Origin of the sequence: Streptomyces sp. NPDC090108, assembly GCF_044747185.1 — a bacterium.
Classification (GTDB): domain Bacteria; phylum Actinomycetota; class Actinomycetes; order Streptomycetales; family Streptomycetaceae; genus Streptomyces.
This window is the reverse complement of record NZ_JBIVDQ010000002.1, coordinates 20653-39861: the sequence shown is the minus strand read 5'-3', so window position 1 is coordinate 39861 and position 19209 is coordinate 20653. Positions and strand designations below refer to the sequence as shown.

General features: G+C 74.1%; 15 protein-coding genes. 10 read left to right on the top strand and 5 right to left on the bottom strand.

Annotated elements, in window-relative coordinates:
• Positions 1 to 33: 33 nt before the first annotated feature.
• Positions 34 to 1470: a hypothetical protein gene (locus ACIPRD_RS05545; RefSeq protein WP_401560131.1), complete on the top strand. Its 1437-nt coding sequence runs from the start codon at positions 34 to 36 to the stop codon at positions 1468 to 1470.
• Positions 1471 to 1837: 367 nt separating this feature from the next.
• Here the strand turns inward: ACIPRD_RS05545 and ACIPRD_RS05540 are convergent, their stop codons facing one another.
• Positions 1838 to 2677: an isocitrate lyase/phosphoenolpyruvate mutase family protein gene (locus ACIPRD_RS05540; protein ID WP_401560128.1), complete on the bottom strand. Its 840-nt coding sequence runs from the start codon at positions 2675 to 2677 to the stop codon at positions 1838 to 1840.
• A 335-nt stretch (positions 2678 to 3012) separates the two neighbouring features.
• On the opposite strand from ACIPRD_RS05540, the gene ACIPRD_RS05535 reads away from it, so the two are divergent.
• The 3 genes from ACIPRD_RS05535 (at position 3013) to ACIPRD_RS05525 (ending at position 6836) form a co-directional block, all read left to right on the top strand.
• Positions 3013 to 4662, top strand: a complete 1650-nt coding sequence (locus ACIPRD_RS05535; protein ID WP_356399217.1) for an ABC-F family ATP-binding cassette domain-containing protein — start codon at positions 3013 to 3015, stop codon at positions 4660 to 4662.
• A gap of 143 nt (positions 4663 to 4805) precedes the next feature.
• Positions 4806 to 5582: a dimethylargininase gene (gene ddaH, locus ACIPRD_RS05530; RefSeq protein WP_356399219.1), complete on the top strand. Its 777-nt coding sequence runs from the start codon at positions 4806 to 4808 to the stop codon at positions 5580 to 5582.
• Positions 5583 to 5861: 279 nt separating this feature from the next.
• Positions 5862 to 6836, top strand: coding sequence for an acyl-ACP desaturase (locus ACIPRD_RS05525; RefSeq protein WP_356399221.1), 975 nt, complete (start codon positions 5862 to 5864; stop codon positions 6834 to 6836).
• Positions 6837 to 6855: 19 nt separating this feature from the next.
• Here ACIPRD_RS05525 and ACIPRD_RS05520 read toward each other — a convergent pair whose 3' ends face one another.
• The gene (locus tag ACIPRD_RS05520; protein WP_356399223.1) at positions 6856 to 7101 is read right to left on the bottom strand and encodes a WhiB family transcriptional regulator; all 246 of its coding nucleotides are present in this window, start codon (positions 7099 to 7101) and stop codon (positions 6856 to 6858) included.
• A 415-nt stretch (positions 7102 to 7516) separates the two neighbouring features.
• On the opposite strand from ACIPRD_RS05520, the gene ACIPRD_RS05515 reads away from it, so the two are divergent.
• On the top strand, positions 7517 to 8305 hold the full coding sequence (locus ACIPRD_RS05515; RefSeq protein ID WP_401560123.1) for a VOC family protein: 789 nt from the start codon (positions 7517 to 7519) through the stop codon (positions 8303 to 8305).
• 21 nt (positions 8306 to 8326) lie between these two features.
• On the opposite strand, the gene ACIPRD_RS05510 is transcribed toward ACIPRD_RS05515, so the two are convergent.
• Together ACIPRD_RS05510 and ligD are read right to left on the bottom strand one after the other, a co-directional pair.
• Complete coding sequence (locus ACIPRD_RS05510) at positions 8327 to 9379, bottom strand: LacI family DNA-binding transcriptional regulator (RefSeq protein ID WP_401560120.1); 1053 nt, start codon at positions 9377 to 9379, stop codon at positions 8327 to 8329.
• A gap of 87 nt (positions 9380 to 9466) precedes the next feature.
• Positions 9467 to 10486: a non-homologous end-joining DNA ligase gene (gene ligD, locus ACIPRD_RS05505; RefSeq protein WP_401560118.1), complete on the bottom strand. Its 1020-nt coding sequence runs from the start codon at positions 10484 to 10486 to the stop codon at positions 9467 to 9469.
• Between the two features lie 74 nt (positions 10487 to 10560).
• Here ligD and ACIPRD_RS05500 point away from each other — a divergent pair, with 74 nt between their 5' ends.
• Both ACIPRD_RS05500 and ACIPRD_RS05495 read left to right on the top strand, forming a co-directional pair.
• Positions 10561 to 10950: a DUF6879 family protein gene (locus ACIPRD_RS05500; RefSeq protein WP_401560115.1), complete on the top strand. Its 390-nt coding sequence runs from the start codon at positions 10561 to 10563 to the stop codon at positions 10948 to 10950.
• On the top strand, positions 10935 to 12011 hold the full coding sequence (locus ACIPRD_RS05495; RefSeq protein ID WP_401560113.1) for an ATP-dependent DNA ligase: 1077 nt from the start codon (positions 10935 to 10937) through the stop codon (positions 12009 to 12011). Before ACIPRD_RS05500 ends, ACIPRD_RS05495 begins: the two co-directional genes overlap by 16 nt.
• Positions 12012 to 12141: 130 nt before the next feature.
• On the opposite strand, the gene ACIPRD_RS05490 is transcribed toward ACIPRD_RS05495, so the two are convergent.
• Positions 12142 to 14829 carry an AAA family ATPase gene (locus ACIPRD_RS05490; protein WP_356399235.1) on the bottom strand — a complete coding sequence of 896 codons (2688 nt, stop codon included), beginning with the start codon at positions 14827 to 14829 and terminating at the stop codon, positions 12142 to 12144.
• Positions 14830 to 15164: 335 nt separating this feature from the next.
• Here ACIPRD_RS05490 and ACIPRD_RS05485 point away from each other — a divergent pair, with 335 nt between their 5' ends.
• The 3 genes from ACIPRD_RS05485 (at position 15165) to ACIPRD_RS05475 (ending at position 19198) form a co-directional block, all read left to right on the top strand.
• The gene (locus ACIPRD_RS05485) at positions 15165 to 16571 is read left to right on the top strand and encodes an MFS transporter (RefSeq protein ID WP_401561818.1); all 1407 of its coding nucleotides are present in this window, start codon (positions 15165 to 15167) and stop codon (positions 16569 to 16571) included.
• A 4-nt stretch (positions 16572 to 16575) separates the two neighbouring features.
• Positions 16576 to 17766 carry an anhydro-N-acetylmuramic acid kinase gene (locus tag ACIPRD_RS05480; RefSeq protein ID WP_401560110.1) on the top strand — a complete coding sequence of 397 codons (1191 nt, stop codon included), beginning with the start codon at positions 16576 to 16578 and terminating at the stop codon, positions 17764 to 17766.
• Between the two features lie 169 nt (positions 17767 to 17935).
• Positions 17936 to 19198 (top strand): DUF2510 domain-containing protein, encoded by a 1263-nt coding sequence (locus ACIPRD_RS05475; protein WP_401560107.1) that lies wholly within the window; start codon positions 17936 to 17938, stop codon positions 19196 to 19198.
• Positions 19199 to 19209 lie beyond the last annotated feature (11 nt).

Below are 19209 nucleotides of genomic sequence, written 5' to 3'. Positions count from 1 at the left end.
TGGCCGGGGACACGTCCCCTAGGGTTCGTCGCCATGGACGCCGCCGATCTCGACCGCAAGGCCCGGACGGGGGCGGGTTGCATCCCCGCGCCCCTGGTCGCACGCCTCCTCGTACTCGGCCACGAGAGCGAGGTCGAGCTCCAGGCCGGGCGCGGGGAGTGGTTCTGCGCACGGGAGTGGGCGCGGCTGCTCGGTGAGCGGGGGCGGCGGGCGGAGGCGCTGGAGGTGCTCGCCCCGTACGTCGCCACGGGCTGGTGGCCGGCCGCACGGGCGCGGGCGGAGCTGCTGGAGGCCTGGGGCCGGGCCCCGGAGGCGATCGCGCTGGCCCGGCCGTACGCCGTGGCCGGCGGGCCTCCCCTGGAATTCCTCGCGCGGCTGCTGGCCCGGCACGGGCACCGGGGCGAGGCGATCACGCTGCTGAGCGACGGGGTCGAGGACGGGGCGCTCGCCACCGCGCTGGTGGAGGTCTCCGAGGGCGCGGGCCGGGACGAGGACGTCGCCTCGCTGCTGGCCGCCCGGATCCCGGCCGGGCACCGCTGCGACACGCCGTGGTGCTGCCGCGGCCTGGACCCGGACACGGCGGCCGGACTGCTCGCCACCGTCCGCGAACGGCAGGGACGCGTCGACGAGGCGATCGCTCTGCTGCGCACCCGTCGGATCACCTCCGTCAACGACGACGACCAACTGGCCGGTCTGCTGGCGCGGCACGGACGGACCGAGGAACTGGGCGCGTACGCGGTGTCCGAGGATCACGGGCACGCCGCGCGGCACCTGGCCGGGGTGCTGGAGGCGCGCGGGGACGTGGAGGGCGCGATCGCCGTGTACCGGCGGCCGGACGACTCGGCGGAACGCCGCTACCACGGCGCGTTCGACCTGGCCGCGCTCCTGGCCCGGCACGGCCGGGGCGACGAGGCGATCGAGGTGATGCGCGCGCTCGCGGACCCGCCCGGCGGCGCGGAGGACTGCGTCGTCGAGACGCTGTGCACCCTGTACGCCGACCACGGCCGTGCCGACGAGGGCCTGGAGTGGCTCGACGCCCTCGGAGCGCGCGCCGGTGCCGATGTCGGTGCCGGTGCCGAGGAATGGGAGTTCTTCCGGGTGCGTCTCCGGCTTCTGGCCGGGCTCGGTCGGCTCGACGAGGCGGTCGAGCGGGCGCGGGCGCATCCCGAGGGCGACACCTGGTACGCCGCCTGGACGGTCTCCGACCTGCTCGCCGCGGCCGGACGGACCGAGGAGGCCGTCGCCCTGCTGGAGCCGCACGCCCACGCCCACCGCACCCTGCTGGCGGGCCGCCTCATCGACGCCGGCCGCGTCGAGGACGCCGTGGCGCTCCTTCAGCGGGACGAACCCGAACCGGACACGCGTCAGTGGTGGAGCGCCTTCGCCGACGCCTCCCGTACCGACGACGCCGATGCCTCCGGGACGGACCCGTACGACCCCTGGTCCGACATGGGCGCTCCCGCGTCCTGAACGGGCGCCGCCCGGTCCGGCGCGGGCGCTCACCGGCACGCCTCCGGCGAACCCGCGCCCCGCCCTGACGCCGCCCTCGCCCGGCCACGCGGCCACGGGACGACTGCACGCAGGCGCGTCCGCGGTCAGGCGCCCCGCGAACCCCGGCGGGGGGGCTCCCGCGGCGCCGCCCTGACGCCTCCGTCACCAGGCGGCGCGACCACGGGACAACGCCACGCAGGCGCGTCCGCGGTCAGGCGGCCCGCGAACCCGGGCGGGGCTCCCGCGGCACCGTCCTGACGCCTCCGTCACCCGGCCGCGCGACCACGGGACGACGCCACGCGCGGCTCGCCCGCGCGCGCAGCGGCCGGGCGCCGCGGCGCGGGGCCTACGCGCGGGTGAGCAGGCCGTTGAGGGTGCCGTAGTCGAGACCGCCGGCCAGTTCGCCGTACGTCCCCTTCTCCAGCAGTTCGCGTGCGGCGCGGCGGACCAGGGCGTGGACGGCCTCGGCGAGCGCGGAACCCGCGCTGATCCGGGCCACGCCGAGCGCGGCGAGTTCGGCGACCGACGGCGCGCCGGGGCCCACCAGCACGTTGAGCGGCGCGTCGACGCCGGTGACGAGGGCCTTGACCGTGACGGGGTCGACGGCCCCGGGGACGAAGACGCCGTCGGCTCCGGCGGCCAGGTAGGCGGCGGCTCGCTCCAGGGTCTGCTCCACTCCCCCGGCGCCGCGCAGGAACGTGTCGATCCGCGCGTTGACGAACAGCGGGACCCCGGCCGCGTCGGCGGCGGCGCGGGCGGCCGCGATCCGCTCCGCCTGCTCGGCCACCGGCCGCAGCGGTCCGCCGTCCGCCTCGTGCCGGGCGTCCTCGATGTTGACGCCGACCGCCCCGGCCTCGATGACGGCGCGGACCGTGCCGGCCACTCCCGCCGCGTCCTCGGCGTAGCCGCTCTCGATGTCGGCGGTGACGGGGACCCGTACGGCCCGCGCGACGCGGGCGACGGCCTCCAGCGCCTGCTCGCGCCCCAGCCGGTCGCCGTCGGCGGCACCGAGCGCCCACGCGAGCCCGGCACTGGTGGTGGCCACCGCGGCGGCGCCCGCCTCCTCGACGATCGCGGCGCTCACCGCGTCCCAGGCGTTCGGCAGGACCAGCGGCCGGCCGGGCACGTGCAGGGCGCGGAAGGCGAGGGCGGCGTCGGTGAGCGGGTGCGGGTTCTGGTTCGTCATGACCACCATCAAACAGCCGGGACCGGACGGACGCTGGCAGGAATCCGACACGCACATGGTCGTGACCAATCGCGTTGACACCCCTTGACCGCTCCTCCTACGGTGTTCAGCGGTTCTGTTGCCGTCGATCGGAGAAGGACGTTGCTCGTCTGAGGTTCAGGGACACCGCGTTCACACCCCCTGGGGTGTACGTGGCGTACGACCTCGGCGTCCGAGCCGTCCTCAGGCACAGGCCTTCTTCCGAGGCCCTCTCGTGCCCGGGTCTCCGGTTTTCCGCCTCGCGGTGTCTCTCCACGCATCCATCCGGACCGCACCCCGACTTTCGCGAGGCCTCCATGTCATCTTCCTCCTCCCCCGCACGCTCCTCCTCCCTCTCCTGCACGGGCCTGACCTACGGCTGGCCCGACGGCACCCCTGTCTTCGAGGGGCTCGACATCGCCTTCGGCCCCGGCAGGACGGGCCTGGTCGGCGTCAACGGATCGGGAAAATCGACCCTGTTGAAACTCCTGGCCGGTGAACTCACCCCGTCCGAGGGCGTCGTCAGGTCGTCCGGCGAGATCGGCTGCCTCCCGCAGACGGTCACGCTGGACACCTCGCTCCGCGTGGACGAGGTCCTCGGCATCGCCGCCCGGCGGGCCGCCCTGCACGCGATCGAGGCGGGCGACGCGTCCGAGGCGCACTTCGAGACCCTCGCCGACGACTGGGACGTCGAGGAGCGCGCCCTCGTCGCCCTCGGCGAACTCGGCCTCGGCCACATCGGCCTGGACCGCACCGTCGGGGACGTGTCCGGCGGCGAGTCGGTCCTGCTCCGCCTGGCCGCGCTGCTGCTGCGCCGCCCGGACGTCCTGCTCCTGGACGAACCCACCAACAACCTCGACCTGTACGCGCGACGGCGTCTGTACGCGGCCGTGGCCGCCTGGTCCGGTGTCCTCGTCGTGGTCAGCCACGACCGTGAACTGCTCGACCTGGTCGACCAGATCGCGGAGCTGCGCTCCGGGGAGGTCGCCTGGTTCGGCGGCAACTTCACGGCGTACGAGCAGGCGCTGGCCGTGGAACAGGAGGCGGCCGAGCGGACGGTGCGCGTGGCCGAGGCGGACGTGCGCAAGCAGAAGCGCGAACTGGCCGACGCCCAGGTGAAACTGGCCCGCCGCAAGCGGTACGGGCAGAAGATGATGGAGAACAAACGTGAACCGAAGATCGTGATGGGCGCGCGCAAACGCGCCGCACAGGAGTCCGCGGGCAAGCACCGCATCATGCACGAGGGGCGCCTCGCCGAGGCCCGGGAACGGCTGGACGAGGCCGCGGAGGCCGTACGGGACGACGACGAGATCCGCGTCGACCTGCCGTACACCGCCGTACCGCCCGGCCGGCAGGTGCTCACCCTGGAGAACCTGGAGACGGCCCACGGGGCGCGCGTCCGGGGGATCCTCGATCTGCGCGGACCGGAGCGGATCGCTCTCGTCGGACGCAACGGCTCCGGCAAGACGACGCTGCTGCGGACGGTGGCCGGGGAGCTGGAGGCGGTGGCCGGCACGGTGGACGCGCACGTGCCGCTGCGGTTCCTGCCGCAGCGCCTGGACGTCCTCGACGACGGGCTCACCGTCTTCGAGAACGTGGCCAGGTTCGCACCGGACGCCACCGGCAACCGGATCCGGGCCCGGCTGGCCCGGTTCCTGTTCCGGGGCGCACGGGCCGACCAGCGGGCGGGCACTCTCTCCGGCGGCGAGCGGTTCCGGGCGGCGCTGGCCGCGCTGATGCTCGCCGAGCCCGCGCCGCAGCTGCTCCTGCTCGACGAGCCGACCAACAACCTCGACATGGCGAGCGTCCGGCAGCTGACCTCCGCCCTGGAGTCGTACGAGGGCGCGCTGATCGTCGCCGGCCACGACATGCCGTTCCTGGAGTCCCTCGGCATCACCCGCTGGCTCCTGGCCGAGGACGGCGAGGTGCGGCCGACCACGCCGGAGGAACTCGCGGACCCTGCGTAGCGGGGCCCGTGCGAGGGGAGCCGCCGCAGGCCGGCGGCGGCTCACCGGGCGCGGTTTTGCGCATGTCAACTCGCCCTGCATGATGGCGGACCGGCGCCGCGTCACGGGCGCCGGAACCGCGCCGCCGATACGGAGATTCCCTCGTGCCCAGCAAGAAGGCCCTGGTACGCCGCCCCAGCCCGCGCCTCGCCGAAGGCCTGGTCACCCACATCGAGCGGGAGAAGGTCGACGTGGAGCTCGCCGTCACCCAGTGGGAGGCGTACGTCGAAGCCCTCCGTGAGCACGGCTGGGAGACGGTCGAGGTCGATCCGGCCGACGACTGCCCGGACTCGGTGTTCGTGGAGGACACCGTCGTCATGTACAGGAACGTGGCCCTGATCACCAGGCCGGGAGCCGAGTCCCGGCGCGGGGAGTCGCCGGGCGTCGAGGAGGCGGTGGCGAGCCTCGGCTGCTCGGTGAACTGGATATGGGCGCCCGGATCGCTGGACGGCGGTGACGTCCTCAAGGTCGGCGACACGATCTACGTCGGCCGGGGCGGCCGGACCAACGTGGACGGGCTGCGGCAGCTGCGGGCCGCGTTCGAGCCGCTGGGGGCGCGCGTGGTGCCCGTTCCTGTGAGCAAGGTGCTCCATCTGAAGTCGGCGGTCACCGCGCTGCCGGACGGCACGGTCATCGGCCACATCCCGAAACTGGACCGGCCGTCGCTGTTCCCGCGCTTCCTGTCGGTGCCCGAGGAGTCCGGCGGGCACGTGGTGCTGCTCGGCGGACACACGCTGCTGATGTCCCGGAGCGCGCCGAGGACGGCCGAGCTGCTGTCCGACCTCGGCTACGAGGTGGTCACCGTCGACATCAGCGAGTTCGAGAAGCTGGAGGGCTGCGTGACGTGCCTCTCGGTGCGCATGCGGGAGCTGTACGCCTGACGGGGTGATCCCGTCACCTCGACGGCCCCGGGACCCCTGTCCCGGGGCCGTTTCGCATGTCCGCAAAAGACCAGGTCGCCCCGGTTGGCCGATGATCTTTACGACGTCCTTAACCTACGGCTTCGTAACCTACGCAGTCGTAGCCTACGATCTCGTAGGTTCCCGGCACCGCTCGCCGGACCGTCCCCTTTCCGCACCCTTTTCGACCATTTTTCGACCCCATTTTCGGGTTTTCCGCTTTCTCTCGCACTCCCCTGCTCGGCATCCCTTGGAGTTCTCGTGACGATCACCTCCCCCCACCTCGGCAGCCCGTCCGTGTGGACCGACGCGCGCCTGCTGTACGCGCTGGAGGAAGTCGTCGAGAAGGAGTTGAACCGGCACCTGAAGGTCGCCAAGGACTGGATGCCGCACGAGTACGTCCCCTGGAGCGACGCCCGCAACTTCCCCGGCCTGTTCGAGGACGGCGAGGCCTGGGGCAAGGAGCAGTCCAAGGTGACGGAGATCGGCCGCATCGCGCTGGTCGTCAACCTGCTGACCGAGGACAACCTCCCCAGCTACCACCACGAGATCGCCTCGCTCTTCGGCCGCAACGGCGCGTGGGGCACCTGGGTGCACCGCTGGACGGCCGAGGAGGGCCGGCACGGGATCGTGATGCGCGACTACCTGCTGGCCTCGCGCGCGGTCGACCCGGACCAGCTGGAGCAGTTCCGCATGTCGCACATGAGCGAGGGCTTCGAGTCCGACAACGCGCACTCCATGCTGCACTCGATCGCCTACGTGGCGTTCCAGGAGCTGGCCACCCGCATCTCGCACCGCAACACCGGGCACCAGTCCGGGGATCCGGTCTGCGACCGCATGCTCGCGCGGATCGCCACCGACGAGAACCTGCACATGGTCTTCTACCGCAACCTGCTCAAGTCCGCCTTCGAGCTCGCCCCCGACCTGACCATGCAGGCGGTGCGGGACGTCGTCGTCGACTTCCGTATGCCCGGCCACGGCATCCCCGGCTTCGAGCGCGCCGCCGCGCAGATGGCGATAGGAGAGGTCTACAACCTGCGCATCCACCACGACGACGTCCTGCAGCCGGTGCTGCGCTTCCTGAAGATCATGGAGATCGACGGTCTCGGCCCCGAGGGACGCCAGGCGCAGGAGGAACTCGGCCTGTTCATGGGCGGTCTCGACGCGGAGGCGGCGAAGTTCGACGAGCGGCTGGCGGCCCGCAAGGCCCGTATGGCGGCACGGGCGGCGGGCTGACCCGGCGGGGCGGCTGCCGTCAGCGGGAGGCGCGCCGCAGGGTGAGGCGCTCCTGCTCCGACATGCCGCCCCAGACCCCGAAGCGCTCGTCGTTGTCCAGCGCGTACTCCAGGCAGGCGGAGCGCATCTCGCACAGACCGCAGATGCGCTTCGCCTCGCGCACCGAGCTGCCGGGCTCGGGAAAGAAGAAGTCCGCCCCGGTCTGGGCGCACAGGGCCTGAGCCTGCCAGGTGGGGACGGCCGGGGTGATCGTGTCGATGGGCATGGTCGAAAGCCTGCCGTGCGGCGAAAAACGTTCGATCAACGCCGGCTCAACGGCATCGCGGGGGCGCTTCCCGCGGACCGCCGATGATGCTCCGCCGCCGCGTCCCGCGCACGGCGGCGCGCGGGACGCGGGGCCACGGATTCCGCGCGCCCGGACGCGAGGGCCGCGGGACCGGCGCGGGAGTCCGCGGAGCGAGGCCCGAGGGCGGGAGCCCCGGAACGGAAGCCCGGGCACGGGAGCCCAGGGGCGGGAGCCCGGGGGCGGGGCTCAGGGCCGACGCCTGGGGCTCGACGCGCAGGGCCCGACGCGCGGGGGCCGCTCCGCCAGCGATCGCGGGTGGGCGGTGCCAGACTCGGCAGTGCATGCGGCAGTGCAGAGGACCGGCCTCAGGGGCCCCCTTCCAAGGAGGGCGAAGATGCTCACCACCCGCTTCACCGACGGCGCTCCGAACTGGATCGACCTCGGCTCCCCCGACCTCGACGGCGCGCTCTCCTTCTACGGCGCTCTGTTCGGCTGGCGGTTCCGGTCGGCCGGTCCCGAGGCCGGCGGTTACGGCTTCCTCCAGCTGGACGGCAGGACCGTCGCCGGTGCGATGCCGACCGGGCCGGAAGGTGCCGCGGCGTGGACGGTCTACTTCCAGAGCCGCGACGCGCAGGCGACGGCCGAGGCGGCCGAACAGGCCCACGGAGGCGTGCTGTTCCGGCCCATGGACGTCATGGGAGAGGGCCACATGGCGATCCTCCGCGATCCGGCGGGGGCGGCGTTCGGCGTCTGGCAGCCGGGCCGGACCGAAGGCGTGGACGTGGCGGCCGAACCCGGAGCGCTGTACTGGGCCGAGCTGTACACCCCGGACGAGGCCGCGGCCGCGGCTTTCTACCACCGGGTCCTCGGGCTGGAGACCTCCGCGGTGCCGTTCCCGGACGGCACCTACACCTGTGTGAATCCGGCCGGCGGGGGTGAGGACTCGATGTTCGGCGGTCTGGTCCCGCTCTCCCGCGCCCCCGCGGGCGCGGGCTCCGGCGCGCACTGGCTCCCCTACTTCGAGGTGGAGTCCACCGACGCGGTCGTCGCGAACGCGCGGCAGCGGGGCGGGACGGTGCGCGTGCCCGCGACCACGGTGCCCGGCGTGGGCCGGATGGCCCAGCTCGCCGACCCGTACGGGGCCGTCTTCGCGGTGATCACGAGCGAGCCCCGGGAGAGCTGAGTCCGGGCGGCGGGCGACAGCTCAGGCGGACGCCCGCCGGATCAGCGTCGTGGGCAGGACGACGCCCGGGACCTCCCCGTCCCCGTCGCTCCGCTCGGCGGGCACGGCCTCGGCGGTCCCGTGGAGCAGGAGACGGACCATCACCCGGCCCATGCCCTCGATGTCCTGACGGACGGTGGTCAGCGGCGGGTCGGTCTGCTCGGCCACCGGCACCATGTCGTCGAAGCCGATCACGGCCACGTCCTCCGGCACGCGCCGGCCGCGCTCGCGCAGCACACGCAGGGCACCGAGCGCGGTGAGGTCGTTGGCGGCGAACACCGCGTCCACGTCCGGGCACCGGTCGAGGAGTCCCCGCATGGCGCGTTCACCGCCCGCCGGGGTGAAGTCGCTCTCCACCACGAGCCGGGGGTCGGCGCCGCCCACCACATCGCGGTAGCCGTCGAGCCGGTCCACCGCCGAAGTCTGGTCCAGGGCACCGGTGATGTGCGCGATCCGGGTCCGGCCGAGGCTCACCAGATGCCGTACGGCCGTACGCGCGCCGCCCCGGTTGTCGCTGTCGACGTACACCGCTCCGCCGGTTTCGCCGGTGCCGTCGCTCCAGTCGGGCCGGCCGCCGAAGACGGTACGGACACCCGCTCTGCGGATCAGTGCCGGGAGCGGGTCGTCGAGGTGCAGGGAGAACACGAGGGCGCCGTCCACGTGGCCGCCCGCGAGATAGCGGGCGACCCGCTCGTGGTCGCCGCGGCCCTCGGTGAGCAGCAGGACCAACTGGTTGTCGTGAGCGGCGAGTTCCTTGCCGATGCCGCGCAGCTGGAGCGCGAAGAAGGGGTCGGCGAAGACACGCGCCTCGGGTTCGGCGATGACCACCGCGACGGCGTCGTGCCGCTTGGTGACCAGGCTGCGGGCGGCCTGGTTGGGCACGTACCCCAGTTCCTCGACGGCCTGCCGGACCCGGCCCGCGAGGTTCTCCCTGACCCCGTCCCCTCCGTTGACCACCCGTGACACGGTGGCCCGGGACACCCCGGCCCGCGCGGCGACGGCCTCCAGCGTGGGACGCGAGACTGCGTCGGTCACTTCGGGACTCCTCATCGGCGGCTGACGATCAGGATAGCGGCGCGGCGGCGCCGACGACGGGGGCTGCCGTGCGGGGGGCCGCGGCCGTCAGGACGGCGTCTCGCGGCGGGCCCGGCTCGGCTGCACCCGCTTCGGTTCGCCGGGCATCTTCGGGTACTCGGGCGGGTACGGCAGGTCGCCCAGGCCGTGGTCGTGCTCGTCGCGGCGGGCGAGTTCCAGAAGGGCGTCCAGGGAGTAGGCGTGGTCGTCCATGTCGGCGTGCACGTCGCCGAGTTCCGCGAAGCGCTCGGGCATGGTGACGATGTCGAAGTCGCGGGGCTCCGCCTCGCCGACCTCCTCCCAGCGCAGCGGTGCGGAGACCGGAGCGCCGGGCCGGGGCCGGATGGAATAGGCGGAGGCGATGGTGCGGTCGCGGGCGGTCTGGTTGTAGTCCAGGAAGATGCGTTCGCCGCGCTCCTCCTTCCACCATCTGGTGGTCACCCGGTCGGGCATCCGGCGCTCCAGCTCGCGGCCGACGGCGATGGCGGCACGCCGTACCTGGGTGAAGGTCCAGCGCGGTTCGATGGGCACGAAGACGTGCAGGCCCCGGCCGCCGGAGGTCTTGGGCCAGCCGCGGAGACCGCCGAACTCCGCCAGTACGGCCCGCAGTTCGAGGGCGGCACGGGTGGCGTCGGTGTAGTCGGTGCCGGGCTGCGGGTCGAGGTCGATGCGGAGTTCGTCGGGGTGGTCGACGTCGTCGCGGCGCACCGGCCAGGGATGGAAGGTGAGCGTGCCGTACTGGGCGGCCCACACCACCGCGGCCTCCTCGGTGGGGCACATCTCGTCGGCGCTGCGGCCGCTGGGGAAGGTGATGTGGGCGGTCGGGATCCAGTCGGGCATGCCCTTGGGGGCCCGCTTCTGGTAGAACCATTCGCCGTCGACGCCGTCCGGGTACCGTTCCAGCGTGGTGGGACGGTCGCGCAGGGCGCGCAGGATGCCGGGGCCGACGGCCATGTAGTAGCGGGCGACGTCCAGCTTGGTGTATCCGCGCTCGGGGAAGAAGACCTTGTCCGGGCTGGACAGCCGTACGGTCCTGCCCGCCACGTCCAGTTCCACCGCATCGCCCATGCGGCCACCGTAGGCGCACCCCGCACGCCTCGCACACCGGGCGGACGCGGCCCCGCCGCCGCGGGAGACACCTCATGACGCAGAGCCTGGACAGCTTCGCCGGCCTGCTCCGGTCCGCGGAGCGTTCCGCCGTGCACCTGGAGACGCGCGACGTGTACGCGATCGCCGCCGAGGACGAGCGCTTCTACGAGCACGCGCTGTCCTTCACCGGCGTCGCCGCGGGCGAGGAGGTCCGCCGGCCGCCGAGGCGGGAGGAGTCCGAACTCGCCCGGCCAGGAGATGACTTCTGGCTGTCCGACGAGCGCCTGGTCCAGTTCGACGTCGTCGACGGCGACGGCCACTGGGTGGGCACCCGGTCGCACAGCGGGTGGAATCACCACACAGTGGCTACCATGCAGAGGAAACGCCCGCTCCGGCCACGCACCGTAGTTCTGGCAGGTGAAACCGCATGGATCTGCCGGTGATGCCCCCCGTCAAGCCGATGCTGGCCAAGTCGGTGGCCGGAATTCCGCCCGGCATGCACTACGAGGCGAAGTGGGACGGCTTCCGGGCGATCGTGTTCCGGGACGGGGACGAGGTCGAGTTGGGCAGCCGTACCGGCAAGCCGCTGACCAGGTATTTCCCCGAGCTGGTCGCGGCGTTGAAGGAGCGGCTGCCCGAGCGGTGCGTGCTGGACGGGGAGATCGTGATCGCCCGTGACGGCCGGCTCGACTTCGACGCGCTGACCGAGCGGATCCATCCCGCGGACTCACGGGTGCGGACGCTGGCCGAGCGGACCCCGGCCTCGTTCGTCGCGTTCGACCTGCTGGCCCTGGACGACCGTTCCCTGCTCGACGTCCCCCTGACCGACCGCCGGGCCCTGCTCGAACGCGCCCTGGCCGGGACGACGGCGCCGGTCCACGTGGCCCCGGCGACGACCGATCCCGAACTGGCCGGACGATGGTTCGAGCAGTACGAGGGCGCCGGCCTCGACGGGGTCGTCGCCAAGCCGCTCGATCTGCTGTACCGGCAGGACGAACGGGCCATGTTCAAGATCAAGCACGAGCGGACCGCCGACGTGGTCGTCGCCGGATACCGCCTCCACAAGAGCGGCCCGGTCGTCGGCTCCCTGCTGCTCGGCCTGTACGACGACCGGGGCGCCCTGCAACACGTCGGCGTGGCGGCGGCCTTCACCATGAAGCGGCGCGCCGAGCTGATCGAGGAGCTGGAGCCGCTGCGCATGGACGACGTCTCCGGGCACCCCTGGGCCGCCTGGGGCGAGACGAGCGCTCACGACACGGCACGGCTGCCGGGGGCGCCGAGCCGCTGGTCGGGCAAGAAGGACCTGTCCTGGGTGCCGCTGCGCCCGGAGCGGGTGGCCGAGGTGGCCTACGACCACATGGAGAACGGCGCCCGCTTCCGCCACACCGCCCGCTTCCGCCGCTGGCGCCCCGACCGCACCCCGCGGAGCTGCACCTACGCCCAGTTGGAGGAGCCGGTGCGCTACGACCTCGCGGAGATCCTGGGCAGCGGGAAGAACGCGTAGCGACGCGTCCCGGAGTGACACCGGCGAGAAACGCACCGGTCCCGGCCTGGGCCGTCGGACGCGCACGACCGGAACCGACCGGGTACGGCGGGCCGACCACCCCGGATCACGGCGCCCGGTCCCGGTCCCGCTACCGCAGCCCTCGTCCCTTCTCCAGCACCTCGCGGGCCTGGGCCACCAGTCCGTCGGCGCCACAGGAGCGGGCCAGGTCGAGTCCCCGGTTCAGTTCGGCGACGGAGCGGGCGGCGATGCCGTACTCGACACGGGCCGCGGCGTGCTCGTACTGGCACGGCGAGGCCTCCAGGTAGGCCACGGCCTGGGCGGCCAGGCGCACCGCCCGCTGGCCTGTCTCCAGCGCGGCCGCGCAGCGCAGGGCCTCGCCGATCGCGGTGTCCGTGCCGAAGCGTTCGGCCTGGCGGCGGGCCTCCGTGGCGAGTTGGGCCGCGCGGGCCGGGTCGTGCACGGCGAGGGCCTTGGCGAGGTCGACGGACCAGGGAGCGAGCACGGGATTGTGACCGCTCCGGGAGGCGGCGGTCTTCTCCGCGGCCTCCAGCTCGTGGATGCCGTCCTCGGTGCGGCCGACGGCCAGCAGGAGCCGGCCGCGGACGGTCCGGATGTCGGGGAGGACGATCGTGGACGGGTACGGCGGGCTGAACGCGTACCGGTCGGCGATGGACCAGGCCTCGTCGACATGACCGCGGGCGAGCAGGGTGTCGATGAGACCGCAGGTCGCGGACCAGTACAGCGGCAGGCCCCGGCCGACGCGTTCGGCCTGGGTCAGGGCCTCGCGCAGATTGGTCTCGGCGTCCCGGAGCCGGCCCTGCCGCCGGTAGGCGAGACCGAGGTAGGCGTTGGCGAGCGAGAGGTGGCCGCCGCGCCAGCCGGCCCCGGTGTAGGCGCGCAGCGCCTCGGAGAAGAGGCTCTCGGCGCGGTCGAGACGGTCCGCGTAGCAGTAGGTGCTGCCGAGCATCATCAGCAGCTCGATGCCCCATTCGCCGTCGGTCCAGCCGAGACCGGGCGCGAGGCGGCCGTTGACGAGGGCGCGGTCGCAGAGGTCGAGGACCTCCTCGGCGCTCTCGCCGTGGGCCATCGCGTCGAAGCCGCGCAGGATCAGCAGGGCGCGCTCGGAGTTGTCCCGGCCGGTGCAGGTGGCGGCGAGTTCGGCGAGCCGCGTCGAGCGTTCCGGGGAGACGGTCTCGCCGTGGATGGCCTCCCACATGAACTGGACGGCCTGGAGCCTCATCCTGACGGGACCCGCGTCGTGCCGGGCGGCCTCGGCCTCGACGGTGCGGACGGCCTCCTCCAGCTGGTCGTTGTGGAGCAGCGCCTGGCTGAGCCGGACCACGGCGTCGACGCGCCGGCCGCCGTCGAGACCCCGCATGGCGAGCGCGGAGCGGAGATGCCCTATGGTCACGGCCGGCGCGGTGAGCAGGGTGGCGCAGCCCAGTTCGTAGAGGACCTGCGCGTGCGTCTCGGGCCGCGGGGGCTCGTCGAGGGCACGCTCCAGGCAGCGGCGGGCCGCGTCGGGCGCGCCGACGGCGAGGTGTTCGCGGGCCGCCTCGCGCAGTTGCCCGACCAGTTCCTCGTCGTCGTCCGGGTGGACCTTGAGCAGATGCCGGGAGGCCTCGGCGGCGCCGCGTCCGGTCTCGCTGACGATCTGCGCGGCGATGCCGTGCATGGCCGTGCACACGGCGGACGGGATGGAGTTGTAGACGGCGGAGGCGATGAGCGGGTGGGCGAACTCCAGCGCGCCGCCCTCGGCTCCGCCGGCCGGGCGGTCGCCGGGGGCGTCGGTGAGGATGCGGGCGGTGCGGAGCAGTTCGGCGCAGTCACCGGCGACCCGCGGGTTCATGGTGGCGAGCCGTGCGGCGAGGCCCACGGTGCACTCGTTGCCCAGGACGGCGGCGGCCCAGGCGAACCGGGTGGCCTCGGTGCCGAGCCCCTTGAGCCGGTCGACGAGTCCGCCGCCGCGGGCGGAGCGGTTCAGCGCGCGCAGTTCGCCGGCGCGGGTCTCGACCGGCTGGAGTTCGCTGTCCTGGACCTTGGCGAGGAGTTCGACCGTGTCGTAGGGGTTGCCGCCGGTGACGGCCCAGACCTCGCGGCAGAACGCGTCGTCCGCGTGCCGGCCGACGGTGGCGCGGGTGATCCCGGCGGTGGCGTCGGGGGTGAGGGTGCTGAGGCCGATGACGGGGCGGCTCGCGGCCGCCGCCACGGCGTCGAGGTGCTGGGCGCGCGGGCCGCTCGCCTCGCCCGGCCTGCGGCCGACCACGATCAGGACGGACAGGTCGTCCAGGCGCTCGGCGAACGCGGCGAGCCAGCGCAGGGTCTCCTGGTCGGCCCAGTGCGCGTCGTCGACGAGCAGCACCAGCGGCCAGTCCCGGCGCGCGAGGCGCCGTACGGCCGCGACGAGTCCGTCGCACACGTACTGCGGGTCGGCGCTGCCCGCGCCGGGGTCCACTATGCCGAGGGCGGGGCCGGCGATGTCGTACCAGTCGCCGAGGTACTCGCGGGCCTCTTCCGGGTGCAGGGAGAGCAGGGCGGGCTGGAGGAGCTGGCGTACGACGTGGAACGGGACGGACTTCAGGGTCTCGCCACCACGGGCCGACCAGACGACGCAGCCCCGGCTCTCCGCCATGCGGCGGGTCTCGGCGAGCAGCGCGGTCTTGCCGAGCCCGGCCTCGCCCCGGACGACCAGCAGACTGCCCGAGGAGGCCTGGTCGGCGCACAGCTCGTCGAGCGCCCGCGCGACGGCGGCGACCTCCTCGTCCCGCTCCCACAGAGGGGCCGAGGCGGCCGTCGGCGGCCGTCCATCCGTCATCCTGTTTCCCTCCCCATCGACTAGCCCGAATGACGTACTGAGCACGAGCGTAGTCCTCGGGAGGGATAAGCGGAGGCCTGTCCGGGCAGGAGTTGCACCGCCGGGTGAAACACGGTAGGCCCGGTCGGCGCGCGCACGGCCCGATCAGCCCGTGTGCGTCCGACGGACCGTCAGCAAGGCCTGGGATGAAGCTGGTTCTCGGATACCACGACGACCCGGACGACCCTGACGACCCGGACGACCCGGACGGCCGGGACGACCGGGGTGGCGGAGACGGACGCGGCGGGGTGAGCGGCCGCGGCGCCCCGCGACGGGGGCGCGGTGCGCGCGCGGACATGGCGGGTGCGCTCCCGTCGGTGCGGGCGGTGGCCGCGGGGTCGGTCGGCAATCTCGTCGAGTGGTACGAGTTCGGCGTCTACGGCTTCCTGGCCACCGTGATCGCCGACCGGTTCTTCACACCGGCGGGCGGGGGCGCGGCCGAGGCGCTGGTGCGCACGTACGCCTCCTTCGCCCTCGCGTTCTTCTTCCGGCCCCTGGGCGCCGCGCTGTTCGGCCGCCTCGGCGACCGGGTGGGCCGGCGGCCGGTGCTGATCGGGGTCGTCGCGCTGATGACGGCGGCCACCGCGCTGATCGGCGTGCTGCCGACCTACGCGACCGCGGGCGCCCTGGCCCCCTGGCTGCTGACATTCCTGAGGATCGTCCAGGGGCTGTCGGCGGGCGGGGAGTTCGGCGGCGCCGTGGCACTGCTGACGGAGTACGCCCCGCCCGGCCGGCGCGGGCTGTACGGGGCGTGGCAGTCGTTCACGGTGGCGCTCGGCCTCCTCGGCGGCGCCGGGGTCGCGGCGGGCACGGCCACGGTGCTCACGGGTGAGCAGTTCGCCTCGTGGGGCTGGCGGCTGCCCTTCCTGCTGGCGCTTCCGCTCGGCCTGGTCGCGCTGTGGCTGCGGGTGGGACTGGCGGAGACCCCGGAGTTCCGGGAGGCGGGCGCGGGGGCGGGCGCGCGGACTGACGCGGGCACGGAGGCAGGCGCGGGCGTGGACACAGGAGCGGGCGCGGGCGCAGGCGCCGGGGCGGGCGCGGAGGCAGGCACGGGGACAGGCGCCGGGGCGACGACGGCCTCCGCCCCCGTGGGCACCGAGGTGTCGCACCCCGCCGGGACGAGGGCGCTGCTGCCCGTGGTGCTGCTGGGGGCCGCGCGGGTCATGGGCTGGGCGGCGGCCGGGTACACGTTCCTCGTGGTGCTGCCGTCGTATCTGCAGACCTCGCTGCACACGGACGTACGGCACGCGCTGCTGGCCTCGGTACCGGCCGACCTCGGCTTCGCGGCGGCGATCCTCCCGGCGGGACTGCTCAGCGACCGGGTGGGCCGGCGGCCGGTGATGCTGGCCGGGGCGGCGCTGGTCACGGCGCTGGCGGTGCCTCTGCTGAACCTGCTCCAGGACGACGGGGCCCCGGCGGCCGTGAAGGGCGTGGCCACGTTCGCCGCGGGTGCGGTGGTGGGGCTGATGGCGGGACCCGGACCCGCTCTGCTCGCCGAGATGTTCCCGGTGCGCGTGCGCTGGACGGGGCTCGGGCTCGCCTACTCCCTGTCGAACGCGGTGTTCTCCGGATGCGCGGGGCTGATCATCACGGAAGCGGTGCGGCGCACCGGGAACACGGACGTGCCCGCCTACTACGCGGCGGCGGCGTGCGCGGTGAGCGCGCTCGCGCTGGTCAAGGAGCCCTCCAGGAAGGACGGTTGAGCGGATGCTGGTGATCGGGCTGATGTCGGGCACCTCCTACGACGCGGTCGACGCGGCGGCCGCCGGACTCCGGCTGGACGGGGAGGCGCTGGTGCTGGAGCCGTACGGCATGGTGAGCACGCCGTACGACGAGGACCTGCGCCACGCGCTCGCGGCGGCGCTCCCGCCGTCCGCCGTACCGCTGGCGGAGGTGTGCCGGCTGGACACCCGGATCGGGCAGGCCTTCGCGGCCGCGGCCGTCCGGGCGGACCGCGAACTGTGCTCCGGCCGGGCCGAACTGGTGGCCTCGCACGGCCAGACCGTCTACCACTGGGCCGAGGCGGGCCGTGTGCACGGCACGCTCCAGCTGGGGCAGCCGGCCTGGATCGCCGAGGCGACCGGACTGCCGGTGGTCGCCGACTTCCGCGCCCGGGACGTCGCGGCCGGCGGACAGGGGGCGCCGCTGGTGAGCCTGGTCGACCTGCTGTGGCTGCGGGGCCGGCCGGGCCGCCCGGTGGCGCTGAACATCGGGGGCATCGCCAACCTGACCGCGCCGGACGGGACGGCCTTCGACTCCGGTCCGGGCTGTGCGCTGCTCGACGCGGCGGCCCGGGAGTTCAGCGGCGGACGTCTGGCGTACGACGTCGACGGGGCACTGGCGGCAAGCGGAGTGCCGTGCCGGCAGCTGCTGGAACGGCTGCTCGCGGAGCCGTACTACGCGCTGCGGCCGCCCAAGACGACCGGCAAGGAGCTGTTCCACGCCGGGTATCTGCGCGACGCCGGGCTCGACGGCCTGACGGCCGGCGACGTGCTGGCGACACTCACCCTGCTGACGGCCCGTACGGTCGCGGACGCGGTGCGGTCCGCCGGCGCGACGGAGGTGGTCGCCTCCGGAGGGGGCACCCGCAACCCGGTCCTGATGGGCATGCTCCGGGAGCTGCTCCCCGGCATCGCGGTCCGCACCTCGGACGAACTGGGCCTGCCCGCGGCGGCGAAGGAGGCGTACGCCTTCGCGGTGCTCGGCTTCCTCACCGCCCACGGTCTGCACGGCACCGACCCGCGCGGCACGGGCGCCCGGCATCCCAGCGTGCTGGGCTCGCTGACGCCCGGCCGGGGCCCGTTGCGGCTGCCGCCGGCCGTGGACAGGGGGCCGCGGCGGCTCGTGGTCGCGGGCGGCACGCGGACGGAACCGGCGCCCGCGGCCCGGTCCCGGTGAGGGCACCCGTACGACTCCCGCCGGACGGGGCCGCCGTCCCCGCGGCAAGTCCCGGTGGCGGGAACGGAGCTGACCGGCGGCGGCACGCGGGGCGGGCGGGGACACCGCCTCGTCTTCCTTATGGGGGTGCTCTCATCACTCTCTTAGCGACGCCTCTTACGGTGGGGGCATGACGCAGGTGACTCCTCCCGGCTGGCATCCCGACCCCGGGCAGACGCACGACGCCCCGCCCACCGAACGCTGGTGGGACGGTACGAGCTGGACGGACCGGACGCGTCCCGCGGGCGGGGCCGGGACGGCACAGCCGGACGGCACGGTGGAATCGGGCGCTCCGGCGGCCCCGGCCGGTCCGGAGAACCCCGGCGCCCCCGCGCACCCCGGCGGCCCGGCCCCTGTGAGCGGCTACGGCTACCCGGGCAGCCCGGGCCCTGTGAGCGGCTACGGATACCCCGGCGGTCCCGCGTACGCGGGGGGTCCGGCCCATCCCGGCGGTCCCGCGTACCCCGGTGGTCCGGCGTACACGGGCGGTCCGGCCTACGGGGCGCCGCAGGGGCCTCAGGGCTACCCGGCGCACCCGGGGTATCCGGCACAGCCGGGGTACCCCGCGCACCCGGGGTACCCGGCCTACCCCACCCACCCGCCGGCCGCGCCACGGCGCGGGCTGCGTACGGGCATAGCCGTCGCGGCGGCGGCCGTGGTCCTGGCCAGCATCGGCGTCGGCGTGTTCGCCCTCACCAAGGACGGCGGCGGCTCCCGCGCGGACGCGCGGCCGGGACAGAGCCAGGGACAGGGACGCGGCCGTACACCGGGCGGCCCCGGTGATCCGGACGGACAGGGCGGACAGGGCGGCGACGGCGGTCCGGGCGGGTCCCAGGAACCGGCGCCCCGACAGCCGAAGGTCCAGGGCGGCGGCACCCTGCCGGACCCGGTGAACGGGATCAGTCTCCCGGTGCCGAAGGGGTGGACGGGCGAACCGCTCCCCGCGGGCGCGCAGATCACCTCCGACGACAGCTACAAGTGCCCGGGCGACACCTCCAAGACATGCACCGCCGGCGGCGCGTACTCGGCGTCCGCCGAGGACCTGGGCACCAGGGGCGACACCGCCGAGGCGGTCGCCAAGGCGGACATCGCGGCCAACGCCGAGCAGTCCTACGGCGGTACCACCTACGGCAGCATCACCTCGCACCAGGTGCTCGACTCCAAGGCGGTCACGGTGGCCGGACAGAAGGGGTATCTGGTGCGCTGGAAGGCGGTCACCAGCAAGGGCGCCGACGGCTACGCCGAGTCGGTCGCCTTCCCCTCCCCCACCGACCCCCGGAACATCGTGGTGGTCCGCTTCGGCCTGGACGTCGGCCGGCCGACGTCGGTCATCGACGAGATCCTCAAGGGCATCGAGGTGTCGTCCGGCGACGGGAGCGGACAGCACGTCTGAGCCGTCCGCAC

Coding starts and splice junctions, on each gene's coding strand:
- ACIPRD_RS05535 (WP_356399217.1), top strand. CDS start 3,013: ATGTCATCTTCCTCCTCCCCCGCACGCTCCTCCTCCCTCTCCTGCACG.
- ACIPRD_RS05500 (WP_401560115.1), top strand. CDS start 10,561: ATGACGCAGAGCCTGGACAGCTTCGCCGGCCTGCTCCGGTCCGCGGAG.
- ACIPRD_RS05475 (WP_401560107.1), top strand. CDS start 17,936: ATGACGCAGGTGACTCCTCCCGGCTGGCATCCCGACCCCGGGCAGACG.
- ACIPRD_RS05520 (WP_356399223.1), bottom strand. CDS start 7,101: ATGCCCATCGACACGATCACCCCGGCCGTCCCCACCTGGCAGGCTCAG.
- ACIPRD_RS05545 (WP_401560131.1), top strand. CDS start 34: ATGGACGCCGCCGATCTCGACCGCAAGGCCCGGACGGGGGCGGGTTGC.
- ACIPRD_RS05495 (WP_401560113.1), top strand. CDS start 10,935: ATGGATCTGCCGGTGATGCCCCCCGTCAAGCCGATGCTGGCCAAGTCG.
- ACIPRD_RS05515 (WP_401560123.1), top strand. CDS start 7,517: ATGCTCACCACCCGCTTCACCGACGGCGCTCCGAACTGGATCGACCTC.
- ACIPRD_RS05485 (WP_401561818.1), top strand. CDS start 15,165: ATGGCGGGTGCGCTCCCGTCGGTGCGGGCGGTGGCCGCGGGGTCGGTC.
- ACIPRD_RS05540 (WP_401560128.1), bottom strand. CDS start 2,677: ATGACGAACCAGAACCCGCACCCGCTCACCGACGCCGCCCTCGCCTTC.
- ligD (WP_401560118.1), bottom strand. CDS start 10,486: ATGGGCGATGCGGTGGAACTGGACGTGGCGGGCAGGACCGTACGGCTG.
- ACIPRD_RS05480 (WP_401560110.1), top strand. CDS start 16,576: ATGCTGGTGATCGGGCTGATGTCGGGCACCTCCTACGACGCGGTCGAC.
- ACIPRD_RS05490 (WP_356399235.1), bottom strand. CDS start 14,829: ATGACGGATGGACGGCCGCCGACGGCCGCCTCGGCCCCTCTGTGGGAG.